Raw genomic sequence first — 23,398 nt, 5'->3', positions numbered from 1 at the left:
GTGGTTACTGTTCTGTGTTTGACCAACAAAGGCACAAAGAACACAAAAGAAAGTCTCTTCTTCATGCTATGCCTTTTGTTAGCAACCCCTACTTAAAGTATTAATTATCCGTTAACTGTGGATTTTTATATGCTTGAAGCCATAAAAAAATACCCTGGTTTTCGACTGGTTCGATAACAAAATGGCAGGTAGCGACTATGAGTTCTATGCAAATCCCCGGGCAAATTCATGAATATCAGCACTTGAGTCATTTGTTAACCCGGCAAAAGGCTGCCTTTTTAAACCAGCCCATGCCCAGTGCCAGGACGCGAATAGAAAAGTTAAATGCGTTAAAAACATTAATTATTAACCATACCGATGAAATCGTGGCAGCCATTAACGAGGACTTTAGCAATCGTGCAGAGTCCGAAACCATACTGACAGAAATATTTCCATTGCTGGATGCCATTGAGTACAGCAAATCCCGCATCAAAAAATGGATGAAAACCGAGCGTCGAAAAACACCTCTTAATCTGGCACCTGCCAGCGTTCATGTGATGTATCAGCCTATGGGGGTTATAGGCATTGTTGTACCCTGGAATTTCCCGGTGTTTTTAGGTTTATCGCCCTTGGTATCGGCATTGGCGGCAGGTAACCGGGCCATGATCAAAATGTCGGAATTTGCACCCGGAACAGCGGATTTAGTGCAGACGTTGATTGGCCGCTATTTCTCAGAAGACGATGTCACTGTAGTCACCGGTGAACTGGATGTAAGCACGGAGTTCACTAAATTACCCTTTGACCATCTGGTATTTACCGGTGCTACATCCGTGGGCAAGATCGTTATGAAAGCCGCCTCGGAACACTTGACACCGGTGACCCTGGAACTGGGGGGCAAGTCACCGGCCATTATTCATGAGTCATTCCCTATAGAAGAGGCTGCTGATCGATTAGCCTTTGGTAAAGGTATGAATGCTGGGCAGATTTGCGTGTCCCCGGACTATATCTTCTGCCCGGAAAACAAACTGGATGCTTTCGTCAATGCCTTTATCAAATCCATGAGCCAGGCCTACCCGACCCTGCGTGATAACAAAGACTACACGGCCATTATCAACGATCGTCAGCTGATCCGGCTAAAGAGCTATCTGGACGATGCGAAAGAAAAAGGCGCGACCATTGTTGAAATCAACCCTGCCAATGAAAGTTTCGAAGGCACTCGTAAAATGCCTATGACCCTGGTGCTGAATACCAACGACACCATGCTTATTGAACAGGAAGAGATTTTTGGTCCGCTGATTCCGGTGAAAACTTATCACCGAATTGAAGAAGCGCTTAAGTATGTTCATGATCGTGATCGGCCGCTTGCACTCTACTATTTCGATTACGATAAAAAGCGTGCCGAAACCATATTAAGTCAAACCCATTCTGGCGGTGTATGCGTCAATGATACTCTGAGCCATGTGGCGGTAGACGATGCACCATTCGGTGGGATCGGCCCCTCCGGCATGGGCCATTACCACGGTAAAGAGGGCTTCCTGAACTTCAGTAAAGCGAAAACCATTGTGCGCAAAGGCCGGATTAATGTGACCAAAATGGTGGCTCCACCCTGGAACAACGCCATGTACAACATGCTGGTCAAATCACTCTGGTTTAAGTTTAAGGTGTTAAAGCGATAATCAATCATTAAAAAATTGAGAAATATGATGTCGACAATAACAATAAACGACATGCACTATGACTACGTCATTGTTGGTAGCGGCTTTGGCGGTTCGGTCAGTGCCTTACGCCTTAGTCAAAAGGGCTACAAGGTCCTGGTTATAGAAAAAGGAAAATGGTTTAAGGACCATGACTACGCGAAAGGTTCCTGGAATCTTACCAAATGGCTTTGGGTTCCTACCATTGGCTTCCGTGGCATCATGAAGTTAACCATTCTCAAGCATGTGACGGTGTATTCTGGTGTTGGTGTAGGCGGCGGTTCATTAGTTTATGGTGCTACGCTTCCTACCCCAAAGGATAAATTCTTTAGCACTGGCACCTGGGCGAAGTTAGAAGACTGGCAACAGGTACTTAAACCCCATTACGATGAAGCCCTGCGTATGCTTGGGGCCGCTCCCAATCCCAATCTGACCGACGCTGATCAGGTCATTCAGGATCTTGCCAAAGATATTGGTAAAGAGAAAGATTTCCACAATGCCAGGGTCGGTGTCTTTTTTTCAGACCGGCAGGATAAAAGTGACTTTGTTCCAGACCCTTACTTCGACGGTGAAGGGCCTGATCGCAAGCCCTGTATTGAGTGCGCATCCTGCATGACCGGTTGCAGACACAATGCCAAAAACACATTAGATAAAAACTATTTGTACCTGGCGCAAAAATCAGGGGCGGATATCATCTCCGAACAGGAAGTAGTGGACGTACGCCCTTTGAATAAAACCAATGGCAAGTCAGGCTACGAGATTACCTTTACATCTTCACGCATGTTATCCAGCAGAAAAAAGCAACGTGTCACGGCCAATGGTGTGGTTTTCTCCGGTGGCGTGCTGGGCACGGTTAAGCTGTTACTGAATCTTAAGCATAAAAAGTCCCTGACCAATTTATCCGAGGTGTTGGGTGACCATATTCGCACCAACAATGAGACCGTTACGGCGGTGACTTCGTTTAAAAAAGACGTCGATTTCGCCCGGGGTGTCACCATTGGTTCTATCCTGCATACGGATGACAACAGCCATTTGGAGCCCATCAGTCAAAACAGGCGAGCTGGCTTTATGAAGCTGCTGAATGTTCCAAGAGTAACGGGCAAGAATTTCCTGAACAGATGCTTTTCACTGGCAAAAACCATGGCCGTTGAGCCCATCAAAAACCTGCGAGTACTGCTGACTCCTGATTGGGGAAAAAAGACCATCTATTTGCTGTTTATGCAACAGTTGAATAGCACGTTATCCTTTCAACGGGGAACCGGCGGCATCATCAGCAGTACCACAGGAATAGGGGCAGCACCCTCTTGTACCATCGAAGAGTCCCAGGCTCTCACCAGCAAGGTAGAAAAAATTACAGAAGGCAAAGCCTCATCTTCATCACCGGAAGCGCTGTTAGGAACACCAACCACGGCACATATTCTCGGGGGCTGTGTGATGGGCGAGAATCGGTATACCGGCGTTATCAATAATAAAGGCCAGGTCTTCGGCTACGAGAATATGTATGTCTGTGATGGTTCTGCCATTTCTGCCAACCCGGGGGTGAATCCGTCACTAAGCATTAAGTAGTTAACCAAATGAAATCATATTCCCCATAAGAGTACTTAATGTGTATTCGTTATGGAATATATATTGACTATCAAGGTTGGCAAGCGGCCCTATGCCACTTGCCGCTCCTCTGCATCAAGACTGGCACAGTTATACTCGTAAACACATTTTCTGAACAGTTGGACATCAGCTGTTGATAAAAGTTCAGTGATGAAATATCCGGGTTAAACAACTGACCACTGTATATTTCACAGGAACACATATAATATGCCTGAAACCAGCAATACTCATGCTCAGGGCGCTAATGACGTGATCGACATATCTGATATTCACATGATCAAAGTGGTTACTGAAGTAGGCAGTATCAACAAAGCCGCCGAGATATTAAGTGTTTCACAGCCGACCCTGAGCAAAAAAATCAGCCGCCTTGAAAAGAAAGTTGGTGTCGAACTGTTTAATCGGGATAGCGTGGGTATGGTACCCACAGAGGCCGCCAAATTCCTGATTAAAGAAGGCAATGGTCTCAGAGCTCAGTTGCAAGTGATTGAACGTCAGCTGGAGCTTATGTCGGATATGGTGGGCGGTACGGTAAGAGTGGGGGTTGGCCCCATTATCGAACAGCAGCTGTTAGCCAAAGTATTGCTTGATTTTGCTGAGAGAGATTATCAGTTTAAAATTTCTGTCGTCACGATGTCGGCTGATGCACTGCTGGATCAGCTGAAAAAAAGCAAGATTGATCTGGCGGTTGGCCCCTTTGTTGATTCTGATGTTCCGGATGATATTGTCGCCCCGCTGAAAACCTCAGAAAAACTGGTGGTAGCCGTGCGACAAGGTCATGACGCAGTTGGCAGGCAGGTCGAAGATTTACAGGAAATATCGAACTACAAAATCATTACGCCTAACATACCCGCCAGCCTGGGCGGACAGGTTATGGTGTATCTGGAAAATGCCGAATTAGAGCCGGACATCATTTGCGAAAGTTACACCATGGCAAAATACATTGTCATGAATTCCGATTATGTGACGGCCGGACCAGAGTCTTTATTCCTGAATGAATTTAAATCCGGAGAGCTGGTGAAACTGGAATTTCCCTATGACATCTATTGGCAGAGTCAATGCCTGGTAAAACCGGAAACCTTATTAATGCCTATTGTAAAAGAGATCGTGGATCTGTTTGCCCAGTATATGGAGGCGCAGTAATCAGCAAAAAGAGAAGCCCCGTGGATATGATTAAAGAGGGCTTCCCGACTTGAGTAACAGGCTAAAGACAGTCGCCGACTATGCTCGAACACGCTTTACCTGTTGGCCCCGTTTCTAAAAGTTGTACAGCACTTTAAACGCTGAAAACGCACCACGAACCCTGGTCTTAGGGGGCAAACCTTCACTCATCCGGCGAATTTGATCGGTGTACCAGCTGATTTCCATGATAGCCATATCATCGATCTTTTTAATACCGGTGGAAATGGGTTCTACACTGGAGCGGTAATTCGTGCCAGTCAGTAGATGGTTGGCCAGATTGGGATCAACGACAAAGGGTCGCGCCAGACCAACAACATCCACTGAGCCGGAATTAATCGCCTCTTCCATCGCTTGCTGACTTCTGAATCCGCCGGTGACCATAATGGGTGCCGATACATTTTTCTTAAGCTGTTCAGAAAATTCCAGAAAATACGCCTCACGCTTCTTTGTACTTTCTTTTTGCTCCCCCCGCCGGTTGACCGGATTTTCCCAGCTGCCACCAGAAACCTCAATCAGGTCGATGCCCATTTTATCCAGATGCTGACATACCTCGATGGACTCTTCCTGAGTAAAACCGCCTTTCTGGAAGTCTGAAGAGTTTAATTTAATGCCGATACCAAAGCCCTCACCTACGTTCTCCCGGATGGATGCGTAAATTTCTTTGACAAATCTCATGCGATTTTCAAGGGAACCGCCCCATTGATCATTACGCTTATTATGGTTTGGTGACAGGAATTGGCTGATCAGATAACCGTGGGCACCATGAAGTTGAACACCATCAAACCCTGCTTCTTTTAAGATTAAAGCTGTCGTAGTGAATCGACGAATAATGTCGTTAATCTCACTCTCGGTAAGTTCCCGAGGTGGGATAAACATATCGCTCGCTAAAGGAATGGCAGAGGGTGCCAGGGGTTGGTCATTGAGAAATTTAGGCGATTGCTTGCCCGGATGGTTGAGCTGAGCCCAAATTTGACCACCTTTGGATTTAGCGCCTGCAACCCATAATTCCAACAGTTGAAAATCATCATAGTTTTCAACAGCCACGGCCAGCGGTTCATTGGCATGGCGTTTATCAACCATTATATTACCGGTGATCAGCAGTCCGGAGCCACCTTCTGCCCAGGTTCTGTATAACACTTCAAATTGTCTGACAACACCGCCTTTTCCTGTGGCGATGGCTTCATTCATGGCTGATTTGCAAATACGGTTTTTGAGTACTGAACCAGAACGTAACTTAAGTTCTTCTGATAAAGGCGATGTGGTTGTCATATACGTTCTTCTGACCTCATGGATTAATTATCCTGCTTATTATTTCGTAAGGCTTCATCCTGCGGTAATGAACTTATTTTGCCTGTGTACCAAATAAAAGGCATTGGATAAACAATTAAAAACAGCGAGTATTGATGGGCTTGATTAAAGACCTTCGACGTCGATTTCGTAATCCTTTATGGCTTTTCTGATGGTGTCGGGTATTCTGACGGATATGCCTTTTTTATAGTTGCACCAGATACTCGGTACACTCGCGGTAAAGACCGGTTGTTCTTCACCCTTTCGATAAATAGCAGCCTCAAGAATAGCGCTACTGTTTCCGACTTTACTGAATCGTGTACCTGTTTCCAGTTGTGTGGGGTAGTGGAGCTGCTTGTTAAATTCGCAGTTTAATCCTCTCATCACCCATCCCTGCTCCGAATCAGGCTTCATTTCAAGCTTCAGTATGTTAAAAAAGTAGTCCAGGCGTGCGGATTCAATGAGTCGCATATAAGCGGCATTATTCAAGTGCCCCAGCGGATCACAATCTCCCCAGCGGACGGTATCTTGATAGAAGTGATTGAATAACGTTCGTTGCATGGGACGGACTCTCTGGATGGATTTGCCCCAACAGGCTGAATAATTTAGAGTAATTTGGCCTATTGTAATGGCTCTGAAATATACCTAATGATCTGGATTCCGGATAGTGAACTTATTTTGTCTGTGTTCCAAAAAAAAGGCATATATCAGCCCGAATCTTTATCCATCGAAAAAAGAAACAGGTAAAGCCGTTCCAACGTGGAATTATTCTGTCGTCCACGTTAGAGGACGAGTATTTTTCAAGCATGAAAGCAACTGGATTTTGCAACTTCTCAACAAGATTTCTGACTTTCATGAACTAAACCAAAACCTTCCCTGGTCAGTTTCAGATGCACCAGCAGAGTTCACTAAGAAACTGGTAAATGCTGTTGTAGGCTTGGAATTCGTTATTGATGATATAGTCGGCAACTTCAAGTTGAGTCAAAACAAAACAGCATCAGATTATTCAGGTGTAGTAAATGGCTTGGCAAGTTCAAAGAATAGTTCAGACATTTCTGTGGCCAGGCAAATGCAACGGTCAACATGTAGCTAACGAGTCAGTCAAGCAGATGGCACCAAGCGTGCCGTCTGCTTAGCTTGGCAATGCTCGATAAAATACCAATGGACCAGATCATTTCAGCCATGAGTGATTACTACATTTTACATTTTCGTTGCAGGATGACAAACTCCTTGCCCCATCCCAACAATCATTTCCTATGCACCAGATTCTCAGGGGGGCAAAAAACAATTCACTGTCTATCAAAGTATTTACTTTCTAAGATGGTTTCATAAGAAAAGCACGAAAGGTGAAGATATGAAGTCCATCCGCGTGATGTGTACTATCCAGGAGGGCTCTCTTGGGTATAGCAAAATCAAGCAACTGGAATCCTCCATAAAAGATATATACCAAAAGCACTTTGGTCCTGACTATAAACTGGTGTTTATGTGGTTAACCTTGCCCTATGGTCAGGCCTATCTGGCTGGCAAGTTGTCTTCCGCATCCAGTGTACAACTGCCCGTGCAAGATGGCCTGCCAGCGTCCAGGCGGCACCCTTTTATGTCGGAAGTGTGTGCTAAATGGCAGGAGATTACCGGTTGCACACAGGATCAGATTATTTTGGCATCCAGTGATTTTACCGAATCGGAAAAGTTTCAGCGGGGTTTGGTCAATCGATTCAAACCGTCCAAACGTAAATCGACCATGTTGAAAATGCTGATGCGCTTTATGATGGGGCGTTTTAAGAAAGGCTATTACAACACCAGTGTTACGTTATAAAAATAAATCAAGGATAGCGCTATGCCACTGTACACTGTTACCACACCAAAAAGCTTACCGAACTCTAGGCGTGTTGAATTAGCTAACTTGATCATGAATGTTCATTGCGGCCTCACAGGTGCTCCGGAAACATTTGTAAACGTGATGTTTTGGGAAAATGCCACGTTAAACGACGGCGTTGCCATGCATGTTTATGGTGGTATACGAAAAGGTCGAACCGCTGAGATGCGAGAAACATTACAAAAGGAAATGTCCAGACGCATCTGCCAATTGATGATACTCACAGACAAAGAGCTGGAAACAGACATGTTTGAAATGCCTGCCCAATGGATCATGGAAGGTGGAGAGATCTTACCCGAACCCGGGGAAGAGCACTTGTGTGAGTGGCTGCAAAACGGGCACGGGACTGAACATAATCAGAAAGCGTTCATTTGATCATAGCTCTTGAATGATTTCAGATAGCGAGATAGCACCTCTGGATCAAAAGTCCGAAAAACACGGGTTATTAATGCGCCATTTTCAAGGGATTGAGCGATAGGCTCAGGTAATGGGCTGTCAGCATAGACTGACAGATGCTCAGGAAAGTAAGCCAGTGCAGCTTGATCATCCAAATATTGCAGAACCTGATAGAGATGCCCTGTTTCCAGGCCCTTCTCGGGTTGAACCAGTATTCTGGACAACTCACAAGCTGCCACTCTGAGACTTTCTACTGATACGGTACCGTTTCGAGAAGTCTTGCTGCCAATAACATCCAGCTCTTCTGGTGATAATCCCATGGCTATGCCAATCGCATGCCAGTTATGGCTTAATGGCAAACATCTCAAAAAATCCATAGTCAGCGGTTCTGAACCGGCCATCTCTGTGGAGATGCCATCCTCCTGCCAACAGAGTGATTTGACTGCTGGCGGCTGTATGTCCTTTAAATGATGAAACTCAGAATAAAGCTTACTGTTTTTTATGAAAAGATCCGATAATTCCTTATCAAGACCACAGGATTTCGCAGCGACCATCGAAGCATAGGCAATGTGCCCTGCTGTGAGTTTTGGCAGGCAATGTTCTGCTTCACGGAGTAATCGTGAAATATTGCTATAACAGGGCTCGTGTTTACCAACTCTACTGAGAATTTTCTGGTTTATGTGCACTGGTAAATCAAGAGCCTGGCTGAAGGATTCAGCATCTATTCCTATGGTTGCAAGATCATAGCCCAGACGAGCTATCCGGAAGTCCCATTCGCGTTTATTGCTGGTACCATGAGGCTCAGAATGCCCTTGCAGGGATTGAATCAAGCGATGCGCGGAACTTATGGCCAGAAGTTCAGGAACGGTGATTATTTTTACCAGCTCTCTGGTACTGATACTCCCCCCTTTAATATCCAGAATTTTCTTGAACAGAAGGTTGGTTGAGAAGCCCAGTGAGTGTACGGATTCTTGTTGTAAACCCTGCGACACCATTAACTCCGGGTATCCAGCTGCAAACGCCAGGACTGCGGTTGGAACATAGTAAAGATAGGGATCTTTACGGAAGATCTGGCACAACTTGAAAAAGTCCAGTTCATGATTCAGGGCCGCATCAGTATCTGGAGCCTGCACGCTGTACGGCCATTCTGTAAGCCTCCCATTCTGATCCTTTGCAATAGCAGAATTTTCATGAAAGAACTGATACAGATCAAGGGCAATACCGAACTTTTCGCAGTGCAGTTCAGCCAGGTCGAGCCTGGAAATACCCGCCAGCATCGTCAGCAGTGTTTCATGGGTGATCGTCATTTTTTCCAGAATTAACCTGCCCTCCTGTTGCCGGGAATACCAGGATAGATAATCAAATTTTTCCTTTTTCAGCCCTTGACGTTCACGCTCCTTGATTTTTTCTTCGATATCCTTTGTGGGTAACCCCAGATAAATGGCAAACAGGAGCTGCTTATCAGGTGTTAGCTCCTCATTAATTTGCGGCAGTAATTGTGACCAGGACACCGGATCATCTAGGTGTGTCTCTGCCATAGGCGTACATTCAGAATCAAGCGTTACATTCCTTGCCGATATGGCGACATCGGTAACAGGCGGTGCCAGCGCCGGTGCCAAGGGATTAGCGCTGGCAGGAGAGACAGACTTTCCGTCAAAAGTAGATTTAGAACAAATACCGACTGAATGCGCTGTTGGTTGAAGACCTTGAGTGCCAATGTCGGAGTTATCAGGTTGGGTAATTATCTGATTTTCCTTTGAAACAATCATCATCCACTCTCATAAATAATAGTTTTTAAAATTTATTGGCAAAGCCTCTGACATCGAATTTTCAACATCTGATGCAATCAGCCGAAACGAGACCGGTGGCGGCATTAAAAATAATTAACCTGGAAATCTATGTTCACGGTTTTAAGACAATAAAATTAACAAGACGTTCATTGTTACTGCAGAAAAGCCAAAAAAGGTCTAATGCACCAATAAACTTCCAGTGAGAAAAATGTGAAAAGTGATCAGTCCCCGGGGAATTGCTGCCGGAGTACTATAAATGCGCTAATACCTGGCAGCCCCCCGGAGGCTGAGCGAAAATAGTCTGCATGGGAAGGACCTTTAGGATGTGGAAGAACCGGTTTCTTAACGGAATTATGAGAGTTTAACAGGGGATGACGGTGGGGAGTCGGTTCTTATACCCAATAAGTGCATACGAACCGACCTTATAACTAGGAGGCTGACCGAGAATAGACTGCCCTACTGCGGTGGCAGCAAATTGGTCTAAAAAGTCGGAAATTTTTAGCAAATAGAACCACTATTCACTAAAAATTTCCGACTTTTTATCCTCAATTTTCTGCAATCCTCGCTACGGGCGCTATTCTCGGTCAGCCTCCTAGACCATTTTTACGGTTGTTTCGACAACCCCGGGATCGTTGTAACGAGCCCTTTGAATAAAAATGTCGGTAATTTTATGGCATTACTTATCCATTGATTCTTTGTAGCCAAAGTCACTGATTGTATCCCAGCGACGTTTCAGGTGATGGGCCGACATCTTGGGTTGACGGGTACGGGTAAATGCCCCCTTCTTATTACCATCAACCCGGAGGAAACCTTCCCAGGTCTGGAAGTCCGCGAAGTTCCACATCTGCTCACCAACCACTGCAGAACATCCGTCAAAGGCTTCATGCTGCTGATCCAGGTACTCACACTGGTACTCTTCAGAGAATTGCACACTGGGCAGTTTGTGGATGCCGGCGACAGTGTCCGCGCCGTACTCGGTGATGACGATTGGCTTGCCTTCATTGGCCCAGCCTGACAGCTCCTGACTAAACACCTTGGCGGCATTGCGCTGCTCCAGGCCGTTCATCATGTACCAGCCGTAATAACGGTTCAGACAGATCACATCGGCAAACTTGCTTGCACGACATATACCGTATGGTGCCATCATAAAGTTAACCAGGGTCAGCGGACGGTTCTGAGGGTCAAGCTCACGAGAATATTCAAAAATCTCTTTAAAGTAAGGCTCAGAGGCTTCCTGGGAGGTATCCGGCTCGTTAGACAGGGCCCACATGACCACGCACGCATAGTTTTTATCACGCTGGAACAGTTCACGGATGGCTTCTTTATGGGCAACCATGCCTTCTTTTTGTACTATTGGGCGGTCAAAGAACCTGGACTGGGAAGCACCACCGGCACCGGCAGACACAAAGTTCATCAAGGCATCAAACTGGCCAACCGCAGCCGTCTCATTGATGACCACCAGACCTTTGCGCTCAGCCAGCTGCATAAACTCTTCAGAGTACGGATAGTGAGAGGTGCGGATGGAGTTGGCACCGATCCAGTCAAGTAGTTCCATATCACGCAGGTTCAGCGCAGCATCGTAACCACGGCCACGGATATCGGAATCTTCGTGCTTACCAAAGCCTTTGAAATAGAAGGGCTCGTTATTGATCAGGAACTGAGTACCCTGAACTTTAACAGTACGCACACCGACGGTCTGTGGATACTGGTCAACCAATTGGCCGTTGTCGTTAATGCTGACTTGCAGCGTATACAGGTAGGCATTACCCGGCTGCCACAGTTTAACGTTGTCGATCTCCAGTGAGCCCTCAGCGCCTTCACCATTGGCAACAACCTTGCCGTCCTCGTCCAGAAGTTCGACCGAAACGTCGCCGCTGCCCATCGCGCTGACCTGGTAATCCACTTTACCCAGGCTCTGGTCGAAGTCAGTGGTGACCGTGATATCTTCAACACGATTCCTGGGCAGCGCCATCAGCTTAACGGCACGGTGAATACCGGCATAGTTAAAGAAGTCAAAGAACGGCTTGACCTCTTTGGTACCGTCCATATGGGTAGCAACCCTGCCAGCAGGAATGGTGGCATAGCTCAGTTCATTATTGACCACGACCACCATTTTGTTCTTTTCACCAAAACGAACAACGTCGTTCAGTTGACCGGCGAAAGGCATATAGCCGCCATCGTGGCTCGCGACTTCCACACCATTCACATAAACAATGGCACGGTGGGTAGCACTGCCAAAGCGGACGAATACATCACGATCCTGCCATTCTTCGGCAATGTAAAACTCAGTTTCGTACCAAACATCACCACAGTGATCACGCAGTGCCTTGTCGGTAGTGATGTCATTGTAGCTGGATGGAACGGCCATCAACGTGGTATCAGTCAGGCCATCTTTCCAGCCATTGGTGCGACCTTCCGTTTTCGTGTCGGCGCGGAATTTCCAAATGCCGCTGATGTCGATGATGCGACGGGTTCTGGTTTCGTGTGGGTATAAAAAAGCAGTCATTTTATGCTCCATTTAACAGCCAGTAACATTGGTTAAAACCTTTGATACTCCGGGCTCTGATCAGCCTGAGAGTAGGAGAGTCGTAAATAGCAGTTCTTTTTGTGAAGAGTTTTAGACCAATATGTCAAACCAAAAATTAATACCGAACCTATTTCTTGGAATATGCTGAGTCATTTTCTTATTCTTGTAAGTCCAATTGCCTGTTATGCTAGAGTAGAACGGTAAAAACGGTCAATACCCACGCCATAATTATCAAAACTTTACCCCAACGCACTCTGTTTTTTTGGCATTAATCAGCAAACATGCCTCAGGTCAAATCCTTTCCGGTTTACCGCAAAATTGGTTGATCCAATTTGATCAAGTCTGATATAAAAGTCCTGGAATTACATTAGCAACCTGAAGGCAAGCCGGTAATACAATGTTTAACAAAACGTCCAACCAATCCTATCGGCCTCATCCGGATCGTCTTTTTTCCCCAGATAACAACACCCGCAGTGTTGCACGTGCCCTGTATCAGGAAATAAGACACTTGCCCATTATTAGCCCCCATGGTCATACCGATCCGGCCTGGTTTGCAGACAATCAGCCGTTCGGCAACCCTGCTGCACTGTTGCTTCAGCCGGATCATTATGCGTTTCGGATGTTACATAGTCAGGGTATTTCCCTGGAAAGCATTGGTATCAAGAGTCAAGACTCATCCATAAAGGTTGAGCAGGACCCTCGCAAAGCGTGGCAGATTTTTGCCGACAACTACTTTCTCTTCCGTGGCACCCCAACCCGTATGTGGATGGACCACGCCATGACCGAAGTGCTTGGTGTTGATCAGCCATTAAACAGCAAAACAGCACAAGAGATTTACGATCATATTGACGCTCAGCTGAAGACCGAAGCATTTCTGCCTCGCAGCCTTTATGAGCGCTTCAATATTGACGTGCTGGCGACCACGGAAACCGCTGTTGATACGCTGCAAAGCCATCTGAAAATCAATGCCAGTGACTGGCAGGGACGTGTGATCACGACCTTCCGCCCAGACTCGGTAACGGATCCCTATCATCCTGATTTCTCCGCCCATATGGCATTGCTGGCAGAGCAGACCGGTGAAGATGTCCATCAGTGGTCTGACTATCTGACGGCATTACGCAAACGTCGGGCGTTTTTCCAAAGCACGGGTGCTACCGCCACTGACCACAGCTATCCAACGCCTTACACCACGGTTCTATCAAAAGACACTTGTCAGTTACTTCTGACGAAAGCACTGGCCGGAGAGATTTCAGCGGAAGAAGCGCAGCAGTTCTGTGGCCATATGCTGGTTGAAATGGCCCGCATGTCACAGGAAGACGGCCTGGTGATGCAGATTCACTGCGGTGTTTACCGCAATCACAACCAAAGCCTGCTGGCACGTTTTGGTGCGGATAAAGGGGCGGATATTCCCCTGAAAGCAGAGTTTGTTAACAACCTGCGCCCGCTGTTGAATGAAGTGGGCAATGATCCGAACCTGACCATTATCCTGTTTACTCTGGACGAAGATGTTTACGCTCGCGAGCTGGCACCACTGGCAGGTCACTATCCGGCTCTGAAGCTGGGTCCTGCCTGGTGGTTCCACGACAGTCCGGAAGGCATGATGCGCTACCGTCGCATGGTGACAGAAACCGCCGGTTTCTATAACACCGTGGGTTTCAACGACGATACCCGTGCATTCCTGAGTATCCCTGCCCGTCATGATGTTGCCCGTCGGGTGGACTGTAACTTCCTGGCATCACTGGTATGTGAGCATCGCATTACCGAAGAAGAAGCACTGGAACTGGCTCACGAGTTAACCAGTGGACTGGCCCGGAAAGCCTACCGATTGTGAGGGGATGGAGATGATTAATAAGCAATACAGCAGCGACAAAATTGCAGCCAACAGCTACGACACCTCGGAGCTGAGCGCCGGTATTGTGCATATTGGCCTCGGTGCGTTTCATCGTGCTCATCAGGCGCTTTATACCCATGAAGCGATTGCTGCCACCGGCGAGTTTCACTGGGGCATTTGTGCCGCCAATATTTTTGGTGGTCAGGAGCTGGTCGCGGACCTGCAAAGTCAGGACAACGCTTACACCGTCACGGAAATGAATCCGGACGGTTCCCGTACGGTGAAGCTGGCAACGGCTATCCGGCAATCCCTTGCTGTAGAAGACGATCGACGTCCTCTGCTGGACATTATGGGTGCTGAAACTACCCGTATTGTCTCTCTGACCATTACCGAAAAAGGTTATTGTCTGAACCCCGCAACCGGCAAACTGATGCTGGATAACGCCCTGATTGCCCACGATCTGGCCAACCCGCAAAATCCGAAATCAGCCCTTGGCCTGATCGTTACGGCACTGGATCAACGTCGTGCAAAAGGCATTGCGCCCTTTACCGTTCTGAGCTGTGACAACGTGCCAGACAATGGTAAACGTGCCCGGGCAGCGGTGATCCAGATGGCAGAAGCCATGGACAAGGAGCTGGCAGGGTGGATTCGTGCAGAGGTGGCGTTCCCATGCACCATGGTCGATCGTATCGTGCCGGCGATGACAGAAGCGAGCTTTGCCGATGTTCAGGCTTATCTGGGCACTGACGACAAAGGAGCCATTGTTACCGAAGCCTATCGCCAGTGGGTGATTGAAGACCATTTCACCATGGGGCGTCCACCCTGGGACAACGTAGACGGTGCCATGTTTGTCGCCGATGTGCAGCCTTATGAAGAGATGAAGCTGCGCATGCTCAATGGCAGCCACTCCATTCTGGCTTATCTGGGTTTCCTGGCCGGTTACAAAACCATCGACGTTTGTATGCAGGATCCGCAGTTTGTCACAGTGACCCGTCACTACATGAATAATGAAGCGGCCGCCACGCTGGAGATGCCCGAGCCTACCGACTTTGCCAGCTACGCAGAAAAGCTGATTGAGCGCTTTACCAACCCGGGCCTGAAACACCAGACATGGCAAATTGCCATGGACGGTTCCCAGAAAGTGCCTCAGCGCTGGCTGAATTCGGCCAGAACCCTGCTGGCGGAAGATAAGGCATTTGCCGCCATCGCACTGGGCATTGCCGGCTGGATGCACTACGTATCGGGAACCGATGAGCAGGGCCATGACATCGATGTGCGTGACCCAATGGCAGAGCAGTTAAAGGCCACGGCAAGCCAGCATCAGGAACATCCTGAACAGCAGGTAAAGGCATTCCTGGTGCTGGATGCAGTGTTTGATCCGGCCCTGGCGAAGAATGAACGATTCGTTTCGGAAGTGACTAAAGCCTACCACTCAATCCGCGAGCACGGTGCCAAACAGGCAATGGCACTGCTGGCACAAACCCTTTAACCAATGATCTATAAACGGCTTCTGCCCGGGAGAGGATAACATCATGGAACAGACATGGCGCTGGTACGGCCCTAAAGACCCGATCACCATTCGTGACATTATGCAGACCGGAGCCACCGGTATTGTGTCGGCACTGCATCACATTGCAAACGGTGAAGTATGGAGTGTTGAGGAAATTGAAAAGCGCAAGCGGGAAATTGAGTGGGATGAGGAAAAAGGCCACTCTACCGGATTGCGCTGGTCGGTGGTTGAGAGTGTGCCGGTCTCCGAAGACATCAAAAAACGGACCGGTGACTTCGAACGTCATCTGAAAAACTACGCCACGACCATTCGCAATCTGGGTGCCTGTGGCATCGATGTGGTGTGCTACAACTTTATGCCAGTGCTGGATTGGACCCGTACCGACCTTGCTTATGAAGTAAGAGACGGAAGTCGTGCGCTTCGCTTTGACCGCTACGAGTTCGCGGCGTTTGAACTGTATGTTCTGAAGCGCCCGGGGGCGGAAGTGGATTACAGCGAAGAAGAGCAGGCCAGGGCAAAAGAACGCTTTGCGACCATGACCGAAGCAGATATCGAGCGCCTGACCAAAAACCTGATTGCCGGTTTGCCCGGTGCAGAAGAAGGTTACACCCTGGAGCAGTTCCAGCAGGCGCTGGACAGCTACGCGCACATTGATGCCGAAGGCCTGCGCCAGCACCTGTTTGCTTTCCTGCGTGAAATCGTACCTGCAGCGGAAGAAGCTGGCGTACGTCTGTGCATTCACCCGGATGATCCACCCTGGGCGATCCTGGGTCTGCCACGCATTGCCAGCACTGAAGACGACTATATTCGTATTACCCAGGCGGTAGATAGCATATATAACGGCATTACTTTCTGCACCGGCTCACTCAGCCCACGGGAAGACAATGATCTGCCGAGTATGGTTGAGCGTCTCGGCAGCCGTATTCACTTTGTCCACCTGCGCAGTGTGGAGCGGGAAGACGATGGCAGTTTCTATGAAGCCAACCATCTGGAAGGCATGGCCAACCTGTACGACGTGACTCGCGCACTGGTTATGGAGCAGCGTCGTCGTAAGGCTGAAGGTCGGGTAGATTGTATGATCCCCATGCGTCCTGACCATGGTCATCAGATGCTGGACGACCTTAACAAGGAAACCAACCCGGGCTACTCCTGCATTGGCCGTATGCGTGGCCTTGCCGAACTTCGTGGCCTGATGATGGGCATTGAACGGAGCCTCTAATGACCAGTCAGACAGCCCATACTGTTCGTGTCGCCTGTATTGGTGAGTGCATGGTGGAGCTGTCACCCGCAGAGAATGGCCTGTTCAAACAGGCCTTTGCCGGTGACACGCTCAATACCGCTATCTATATAGCCCGAACCGCAGCACACGCGATTGATACCAGCTATATCACCGCCATTGGCAAAGATAGCTTCAGTGATTGCATGATTGATTTGTTCCAGAGTGAGAATATCAATTGCCAATGGATTTCACGGCTACCCGAAAAAGTACCGGGCCTGTACGCCATTGAACTGGACGCCTATGGAGAGCGCAGTTTCAGTTACTGGAGAACTGATTCTGCTGCCAGGGCTTTATTCAGCCATGGTCTTACACCGGCCCAGCGTTCTGAACTGGCGGAATCATTCGACCTCTACTACCTGTCGGGTATCAGTCTGGCTATTTTGGATGAAGGCAGCCGGGAACTGCTGAAAAAAACCCTGACCAGAGCCAGAGAGCGAGGCGCAAAGGTCGCTTTCGACAGCAACTATCGGCCACGTCTCTGGTCGTCCAGGGAGCAGGCTCAGTCAGTGACCAGCGAGTTTCTTGCGTTAACCGATATCGCGCTGGTCACCTTTGATGACGAGCAGGCACTGTTTGGTGATCAGTCTATTACCGACACCATGAATCGACTGTCTGCTATTCCGGAAGTGGTGATTAAACAGGGTGGTGATGGCTGCAGCATCATGGTTAACCAGGCATTGTCTTTTGTACCTGCCACAGTTGTCCGTCAGATCGTAGATACAACGTCTGCCGGTGACTCCTTCAATGGTGGTTATCTTGCCCGCAGAATGTCAGGCGATGCACCGGAAACCGCCGCCGCTTTTGCCCACCGTCTGGCGGCAAGTGTCATACAGTACAAAGGCGCTATCATCCCCAAATCTGCTACCTCCCGATTATTGGAACAAACACAGCCATGTTAACCGCCCGTGATGTTTTAAACCGTGCTTTTCCCGTCATGCCCGTGATGGTGATTGATACCATTGACCAGGCCCTGCCCATGGCCAGGGCCATGTACGATGGCGGTATTTCGGTATTTGAGGTGACACTGCGCAGCGACTGTGCCGTTGCAGCGATTCAACAGATTAAACAGGAGATGCCTGACTGTCTGGTGGGTGCCGGTACGGTGGTGAACCCGGAACAATTACTGGCGGTTCATCAGGCCGGTGCCGATTTTGTTATTTCTCCGGGTGCGACCCCTGCGCTTCTTAAGGCGTCCCGAGAGCAAAACATCCTGTTATTGCCGGGTGTATCTTCTCCGTCAGAGGTTATGCAGGCCCTTGATTATGGGTTTGATGTATTGAAGTTGTTCCCGGCAGAAGTCGCAGGCGGGCAATCTATGTTAAAATCTCTGGCTGGCCCGTTTCCTCAGGTGACTTTTTGTCCTACCGGGGGCATTAATCCGGAAAACTACCAGGATTATCTGGCACTGGATAATGTTCTGTGCGTAGGTGGTTCCTGGCTGGTACCTGAATCGGTGGTTGAAAGTGGCAACTGGAGCGAAATAACATTTTTAGCTAAACAGTTAGCTCAACAGTTGGCACGCTGATTCCCTGCCGCAATACTTCTCGGGTATTGCGGTATAAAATAAACCAACAGACTCAAAAAGTGGCACAAAACCCAATGCTTGTCCTGTCAGAACCCAAGCGGCTATATCAGAAAATTGGACGTGATATCCGCCAGCAGATTATTGATGGTGTCTACGCTGTAGGCAGTCGCCTGCCGGCTGAACGGGATATTGCAACCATGCTCAATGTCAGCCGCACTATTGTACGTGAAGCGCTGATTATGCTCGAACTGGAAGGCCTGATTGAAGTGCGTAAAGGCTCAGGCATTCATGTTATCGCCAGTGAACGTAACCAGCCTGCCACCGCATCCGATGAGCACGATCTCGTCAGTGCCAATGACGTTGGCCCATTTGAGTTACTGCAGGCCAGGCAACTGATCGAAAGCCATGTGGCTGCATTTGCGGCAACCCAGCTGAATAAGTCCAACCTGCAAAACATGAAAGCGGCTCTCGAACTGGAGAAAAAGGAAATTCGCCAGGGCATTAACAGTGGCAAGGGTGACGAGCTGTTTCATATTGCCGTGTCGGAAGCCACCCAGAACAGTGTGCTGGTTGCCTTAACCCAGCAACTGTGGGACATCCGCAAAAACAGCGCCATGTGGAAACGTCTCCATGAATGGATTGATAAGGTAGACTATCTTGAAGAGTGGGTGGGCGACCATGAAAGGATTATTGAGGCTTTATCCCAGCGCAAATCGGAAGCAGCACGGGATGCCATGTGGCAACATCTTGAGAATGTAAAAACCACACTCCTGCGGGTTTCTGACAATACTGAAGACTCTTTTGACCGCTTTTTGTTTGACTACAGTCCGTCCGTGATTTCTTAGGAATTGCCCCGGAATAATTTGCACATCTCTGAGCTTCAAAACTACGTTCGTCCTGAGTGCTGAGCTTGTCGAAGTATCGAAGGGCGTGAACTCCGACATCATGTATTGTGCCAATCACCCTTCGATACTTTGACAAGCTCAGCACTCAGGATGAACGGAGATCGAGTTCAAAATATCGAAATTATTTCGGAACAATTCCTTAGCAAACGACTACCGAAAGAAAGCCTTGATCAAAATAAACATCTGATTTAAATCAATATTAAGAAAAAAATCTTATTTTCTACTCGCCGGGCGGTATTTTTTCTTGAATTTTCTTTATAAGCAGTCGTGTAAGTATATCGGCAATTATTGAAGGGCTACTGATAAAGCCCAGAATCCCGGTGACACGACGACTGACGTATAGACATGCACCAGGCTTATATAGTTCGCAGTTCCATATCATAAATTAGAAATATTGATGGGCTTAGTGATGATAAAAGCAGTAAAGGCTGACATAGCCGTCGGCATGGCAGTTGTCCTTTCCGCCTGCGGGGGAGCAGAAGAAGCGGTCAAGATGAAAGACACTCTGGTGGTTGGCCAGGGTGCGGATGCCAAGACCCTTGACCCCCATGCCACCAATGACCAGCCTTCTTCCCGGGTGGCGGTTCAGATATACAGCCAGCTGGTTGAGACAGACAAGGACATGAATATCGTGCCCGGTCTGGCTGAATCCTGGAAAAGTCTGGATGACAAAACCACTCAGTTTACGCTGAAAAAGGTTGTTAAATTCCATAATGGTGAGGAACTGAAGGCATCTGACGTTTAATTCACACTGGAAGCCACGATCGCTTCGCCAACGGTGGCCCATATCGTCAACTCCATCAGCACGGTAGAAGTGGTTGATGACTACACGGTGAACGTCATCACCAAAGAGCCTTTTGGTCCTCTGCTTTATCATCTCACACACACTGCTGCGTCCATTCTGAATGAGAAAGCCGTTAAAGCACCGGGTGACATTGTCGAAGCGGTACTGATGGGTGCCGGTTCCCCGTCAAGCTCACCGATTGGTCCCAAGGTATTTGGATTCAACCCGAATATCGAAAGATACCAGCAGAACTTCGATAAAGCCCGTGAGCTTCTGACAGAAGCGGGTTATGCCGACGGTTTCAAAACCTCTATCTGGATCAACGACAATCCTACCCGTGTCCAGATCGCCCAGGTTCTGCAGGCTCAGCTGCGTCAGATCGGTATTGATATGTCCATCGAAGTGGTTGAGTGGGGCGCATTCCTGGACGATACCTCCCGTTGTGACCACGATATGTTCATTATGGGCTGGGTAACTGTGACCGGCGATGCTGACTATGGCCTCTATGCACAGTTCAACTCCGCTACCCACGGCGGTGCCGGTAACCGTTTGTTCTACAGCAATGCAGAGGTGGACCAGCTGCTGAATCAGGCCCGTACTTCCACTGACGCTGGTGAACGAAAAGAGCTGTACGGCAAGATTCAGGTAATTCTGCAAAACGAAGTGCCAACATTCTCCATCTATGATCAGTACCAGAACATTGGTATCCAGAAGAATGTGCCTAGCTTCAGCATGGCACCTGCGGGCCACCACAAAATCAGAGGTGTCCGCTTCCAGGGCTAATTTGAATCTGACCATCACGCTGCTCTGTGCAGCGTGACTTTCTGGCCATCAACGCTCTTTACCGATGGGCTCAGCCGCTTATCAGGTGAACCATGCATCGATTTATACTCAAAAGGCTATTGCTGCTGATACCCGTGTTGCTGGGTGTTTCCCTGCTGGTATTTGCCATCATGTCCTTCACCGTTACTAAAAACCTACGATAATCAGGATTATCTGGGTTTATCTACATCGTCAACGCCACCACTTACCGGAGTAAGTCTTACGCAGCTCTTCTGTAGGGATTAACGTCGGGCTGTAACGTGTCCCGACGGGGACGCCTAGTCTTTTTGTAACCAATTTGCCACAAACTTGGTTTTCGTCAGTGGCAGAAACTAGGTAGTAGCAACCGTTGAATAAGGCAATAAAAAAGCAGATTAACCAAGATAATCATAGATTACTCGACACTGTTATTAGCCCCCGGCGATCCGGCACAATTGATTCTCGGGAAAAATGCACCGCCTGAAGCGTTGGCCGAATTGCGTGAAGAAATGGAGCTAAATGATCCGTTTTTGCTGCGTTATGCCCGCTTTGTGGGGAATGCGGCGACGGGTGACCTGGGCCAGTCCTACACCAGTGACCGAGATGTATTTGATGAAATTTTTTCCCGATTCCCTAATACGCTGATTCTTGCAGCGCTGGGTGTAGTGATTGCAGTGATTATTGGTATCCCCATCGGGATCATCTCTGCTACACGACAGTATTCAATGATTGACAGTGGTTCGATGTTTTTCGCCCTGCTGGGTGTCTCCATGCCCAACTTCTGGCTGGGTTTGATGATGATTCTGCTGTTCTCCGTCAACCTCGGCTGGGTGCCCTCCGGTGGCTATTCCAGCTGGAGTTCGCTGATCGTGCCCGCGATCACTCTGGGCACAGGTTCTGCCGCCATTATTACCCGGATGACCCGTTCTTCCATGCTGGAAGTCATCCGTCAGGATTATATCCGTACCGCCCGCGCCAAAGGTGTGGCTGAGAATGTGGTGATTAACCGCCATGCCCTGAAAAATGCCCTGATCCCGGTGATGACAGTCGGGGAGCAGATTGCCGAAGTGATCCTTATCCACGAAGGCGTCAGCAAAAAAGCGTCTTGCCAGAAAGCTGGCGAAATGCTGGAGATGGTGGGCATTCCGGCGGCCCGGGCGGGGGACTTTCTGCACCAGTTTTCCGGCGGTATGAAACAACGGGTAGTGATCGCCATTGCTCTTGCCTGTAACCCGGATCTGCTAATCGCAGATGAGCCGACCACAGCGCTGGATGTCACCATTCAGGCCCAGGTACTGGATCTGATGAAAGATCTGAAAAGCCGTTACAACACTGCGATGATTCTGATCACCCACGACCTGGGGGTTGTTGCCCAGGTGTGCGATAAAGTGGCGATTATGTACGCCGGTGAAGTGGTGGAGAGCGGTGATATTCGCGATGTCTATGAAAATACCAAACACCCTTACACCAGGGGGCTGCTTGGTTCGATTCCCGATCTCGATCACTCGGTTGGACGACTGAACCCCATTAAAGGCATGATGCCGGACCCAACGGACCCACCGGCCGGGTTATCCTGCGGTTGCTGGAAGCCACCGATGGCGACATCCTGTTTGAAGGGCAGAATATTCGCCACTTCAACAAAGATCAGATGCGACGACTGCGTGAAGATATGCAGATTATCTTCCAGGATCCTTTTGCCTCTTTGAACCCCCGGATGACCGCCAGTGAGATCATTGGTGAACCGCTGCTGATTCACAACAAAGTGAAGAATAAGCAGGAGCTGACTGAACGTGTCGCTGAATTAATGGAGCTGGTTGGCCTTAGCCCTCGACTGGTCAACACTTATCCCCATGAGCTGGACGGTGGTAGACGGCAGCGTATTGGTATAGCCCGTGCGCTGGCGCTGAAACCAAAGTTCATTATCTGTGATGAGCCGGTATCGGCGCTGGATGTATCCATTCAGGCGCAGATTCTGAACCTGATGCAGGATCTGCAGGAGCAGCTTGGACTCACTTATATCTTCATTACTCACGATTTATCGGTGGTTAAGCATTTCTCCGATGAAATCGCGGTTATGTACCTTGGGCAGCTGATTGAGAAAGCACCGGCCAGGGATTTGTTCAGCAACCCGACTCACCCTTATACCAGGGCCTTGTTATCGGCTATTCCTTCGATTCATCTGGACCATAAGATGGAACGGGAAGTGTTGCAGGGCGAAATTACCTCACCCATCAACCCGGCACCTGGCTGTCGCTTTGCGCCCCGTTGCAAGTATGCAGCACCCGAGTGCACCTCCAGAGAGATTCACCTTAACGAGATCAATGATGGGCACTTTGTTGCCTGTGCCATAGTCGGGAAAGGGTGACCCTCTTGAAATTTATGAGGTGAAACCAGGGCCTGTTGACGTTTCGTTGCAAGCTCAGCACACAA

At 48.6% G+C, this 23,398-nt stretch carries 20 protein-coding genes; 16 read left to right on the top strand and 4 right to left on the bottom strand.

Features of this window, described 5'->3' with window-relative positions:
• The first annotated feature begins 197 nt into the window (after positions 1-197).
• The 3 genes from ACO6UX_RS17280 (at position 198) to ACO6UX_RS17270 (ending at position 4,418) form a co-directional block, all read left to right on the top strand.
• Positions 198-1,655: a coniferyl aldehyde dehydrogenase gene (locus ACO6UX_RS17280; protein WP_422449631.1), complete on the top strand. Its 1,458-nt coding sequence runs from the start codon at positions 198-200 to the stop codon at positions 1,653-1,655.
• A gap of 24 nt (positions 1,656-1,679) precedes the next feature.
• Positions 1,680-3,239 carry a GMC oxidoreductase gene (locus tag ACO6UX_RS17275; protein WP_422449630.1) on the top strand — a complete coding sequence of 520 codons (1,560 nt, stop codon included), beginning with the start codon at positions 1,680-1,682 and terminating at the stop codon, positions 3,237-3,239.
• Between the two features lie 246 nt (positions 3,240-3,485).
• Positions 3,486-4,418 carry a LysR family transcriptional regulator gene (locus ACO6UX_RS17270; RefSeq protein ID WP_422449629.1) on the top strand — a complete coding sequence of 311 codons (933 nt, stop codon included), beginning with the start codon at positions 3,486-3,488 and terminating at the stop codon, positions 4,416-4,418.
• 114 nt (positions 4,419-4,532) lie between these two features.
• Here the strand turns inward: ACO6UX_RS17270 and ACO6UX_RS17265 are convergent, their stop codons facing one another.
• Entirely contained in the window at positions 4,533-5,726 is a 1,194-nt protein-coding gene (locus ACO6UX_RS17265; RefSeq protein WP_422449628.1) for an NADH:flavin oxidoreductase/NADH oxidase family protein, read from the bottom strand.
• Positions 5,727-5,870: 144 nt separating this feature from the next.
• Positions 5,871-6,305 (bottom strand): acyl-CoA thioesterase, encoded by a 435-nt coding sequence (locus tag ACO6UX_RS17260; RefSeq protein WP_422449627.1) that lies wholly within the window; start codon positions 6,303-6,305, stop codon positions 5,871-5,873.
• A 106-nt stretch (positions 6,306-6,411) separates the two neighbouring features.
• Here ACO6UX_RS17260 and ACO6UX_RS17255 point away from each other — a divergent pair, with 106 nt between their 5' ends.
• From ACO6UX_RS17255 to ACO6UX_RS17245, 3 genes are all read left to right on the top strand, one after another.
• Positions 6,412-6,837, top strand: coding sequence for an FMN-binding negative transcriptional regulator (locus ACO6UX_RS17255; RefSeq protein WP_422449626.1), 426 nt, complete (start codon positions 6,412-6,414; stop codon positions 6,835-6,837).
• Between the two features lie 261 nt (positions 6,838-7,098).
• The gene (locus tag ACO6UX_RS17250; RefSeq protein WP_422449625.1) at positions 7,099-7,560 is read left to right on the top strand and encodes a hypothetical protein; all 462 of its coding nucleotides are present in this window, start codon (positions 7,099-7,101) and stop codon (positions 7,558-7,560) included.
• A gap of 21 nt (positions 7,561-7,581) precedes the next feature.
• Positions 7,582-7,995: a hypothetical protein gene (locus ACO6UX_RS17245; RefSeq protein ID WP_422449624.1), complete on the top strand. Its 414-nt coding sequence runs from the start codon at positions 7,582-7,584 to the stop codon at positions 7,993-7,995.
• Here the strand turns inward: ACO6UX_RS17245 and ACO6UX_RS17240 are convergent.
• Entirely contained in the window at positions 7,977-9,788 is a 1,812-nt protein-coding gene (locus ACO6UX_RS17240; protein ID WP_422449623.1) for a hypothetical protein, read from the bottom strand. The genes ACO6UX_RS17245 and ACO6UX_RS17240 overlap by 19 nt on opposite strands.
• A gap of 694 nt (positions 9,789-10,482) precedes the next feature.
• Positions 10,483-12,312 (bottom strand): beta-glucuronidase, encoded by a 1,830-nt coding sequence (gene uidA, locus ACO6UX_RS17235; protein WP_422449622.1) that lies wholly within the window; start codon positions 12,310-12,312, stop codon positions 10,483-10,485.
• A gap of 418 nt (positions 12,313-12,730) precedes the next feature.
• Here uidA and uxaC point away from each other — a divergent pair, with 418 nt between their 5' ends.
• The 10 genes from uxaC to ACO6UX_RS17185 all read left to right on the top strand — a co-directional run bounded on the left by uxaC (position 12,731) and on the right by ACO6UX_RS17185 (position 23,333).
• A complete protein-coding gene (gene uxaC / locus ACO6UX_RS17230) occupies positions 12,731-14,164 on the top strand; it encodes a glucuronate isomerase (RefSeq protein WP_422449621.1) in 1,434 nt (477 codons plus the stop codon).
• A 10-nt stretch (positions 14,165-14,174) separates the two neighbouring features.
• Positions 14,175-15,653 (top strand): mannitol dehydrogenase family protein, encoded by a 1,479-nt coding sequence (locus ACO6UX_RS17225; RefSeq protein ID WP_422449620.1) that lies wholly within the window; start codon positions 14,175-14,177, stop codon positions 15,651-15,653.
• A gap of 43 nt (positions 15,654-15,696) precedes the next feature.
• Entirely contained in the window at positions 15,697-16,893 is a 1,197-nt protein-coding gene (uxuA, locus tag ACO6UX_RS17220) for a mannonate dehydratase (RefSeq protein ID WP_422449619.1), read from the top strand.
• The gene (locus ACO6UX_RS17215; protein ID WP_422449618.1) at positions 16,893-17,852 is read left to right on the top strand and encodes a sugar kinase; all 960 of its coding nucleotides are present in this window, start codon (positions 16,893-16,895) and stop codon (positions 17,850-17,852) included. Before uxuA ends, ACO6UX_RS17215 begins: the two co-directional genes overlap by 1 nt.
• Positions 17,846-18,478, top strand: coding sequence for a bifunctional 4-hydroxy-2-oxoglutarate aldolase/2-dehydro-3-deoxy-phosphogluconate aldolase (locus tag ACO6UX_RS17210; protein WP_422449617.1), 633 nt, complete (start codon positions 17,846-17,848; stop codon positions 18,476-18,478). The genes ACO6UX_RS17215 and ACO6UX_RS17210 overlap by 7 nt, the downstream gene beginning before the upstream one ends.
• 74 nt (positions 18,479-18,552) lie before the next feature.
• Positions 18,553-19,323: a GntR family transcriptional regulator gene (locus ACO6UX_RS17205; RefSeq protein WP_422449616.1), complete on the top strand. Its 771-nt coding sequence runs from the start codon at positions 18,553-18,555 to the stop codon at positions 19,321-19,323.
• A 469-nt stretch (positions 19,324-19,792) separates the two neighbouring features.
• Entirely contained in the window at positions 19,793-20,128 is a 336-nt protein-coding gene (locus tag ACO6UX_RS17200; RefSeq protein ID WP_422449615.1) for an ABC transporter substrate-binding protein, read from the top strand.
• Between the two features lie 33 nt (positions 20,129-20,161).
• Positions 20,162-20,950 carry an ABC transporter substrate-binding protein gene (locus ACO6UX_RS17195; RefSeq protein WP_422449614.1) on the top strand — a complete coding sequence of 263 codons (789 nt, stop codon included), beginning with the start codon at positions 20,162-20,164 and terminating at the stop codon, positions 20,948-20,950.
• A gap of 422 nt (positions 20,951-21,372) precedes the next feature.
• A complete protein-coding gene (locus tag ACO6UX_RS17190) occupies positions 21,373-22,674 on the top strand; it encodes an oligopeptide/dipeptide ABC transporter ATP-binding protein (RefSeq protein WP_422450535.1) in 1,302 nt (433 codons plus the stop codon).
• Positions 22,572-23,333 (top strand): ABC transporter ATP-binding protein, encoded by a 762-nt coding sequence (locus tag ACO6UX_RS17185; RefSeq protein ID WP_422450534.1) that lies wholly within the window; start codon positions 22,572-22,574, stop codon positions 23,331-23,333. The genes ACO6UX_RS17190 and ACO6UX_RS17185 overlap by 103 nt, the downstream gene beginning before the upstream one ends.
• Positions 23,334-23,398 lie beyond the last annotated feature (65 nt).

It is taken from the genome of Endozoicomonas sp. ALB091, from assembly GCF_049310265.1.
In the GTDB taxonomy this organism is placed as follows: Bacteria; Pseudomonadota; Gammaproteobacteria; order Pseudomonadales; family Endozoicomonadaceae; genus Endozoicomonas.
Note: the sequence above shows the minus strand (reverse complement) of the source record. Positions and strands in the feature narration are given on the sequence as shown.